At 63.2% G+C, this 285-nt stretch carries 1 pseudogene; it reads right to left on the bottom strand.

Annotated elements, in window-relative coordinates:
- Positions 1-285 (bottom strand): annotated as a pseudogene (locus tag EOC06_RS38895) (histone deacetylase family protein); the annotation flags it as partial.

Consider the following 285-nt stretch of genomic DNA (forward strand, 5'->3'; position numbering starts at 1 on the left):
GCACTTTGGCGGCACGTCGCCGCGCAGGCCGCGCGTCGGCCAGGTGAAGGGCATCGCCGTGCCCGTGAGGCCTGCTTGCAGCCATTGCGGCCAGACCGTCGGGAGAAAGTCGATATAGTCTGATTTGTGGATGCGCTTGGCGGCGGCGAGGTCATGTTCGTGCGGCGCGATGATGGGACCCAGTTTCTCGCTTTCGACCCGTGCCTTGATGAATTCGGCCCTCGATGGCTTTTCGAAACCCGGCACGATGGCTGATGTGACCAGTTCCATTTGGCCGGCATGGCC

The organism is Mesorhizobium sp. M7A.F.Ca.MR.362.00.0.0 (assembly GCF_004023175.1).
Classification (GTDB): domain Bacteria; phylum Pseudomonadota; class Alphaproteobacteria; order Rhizobiales; family Rhizobiaceae; genus Mesorhizobium.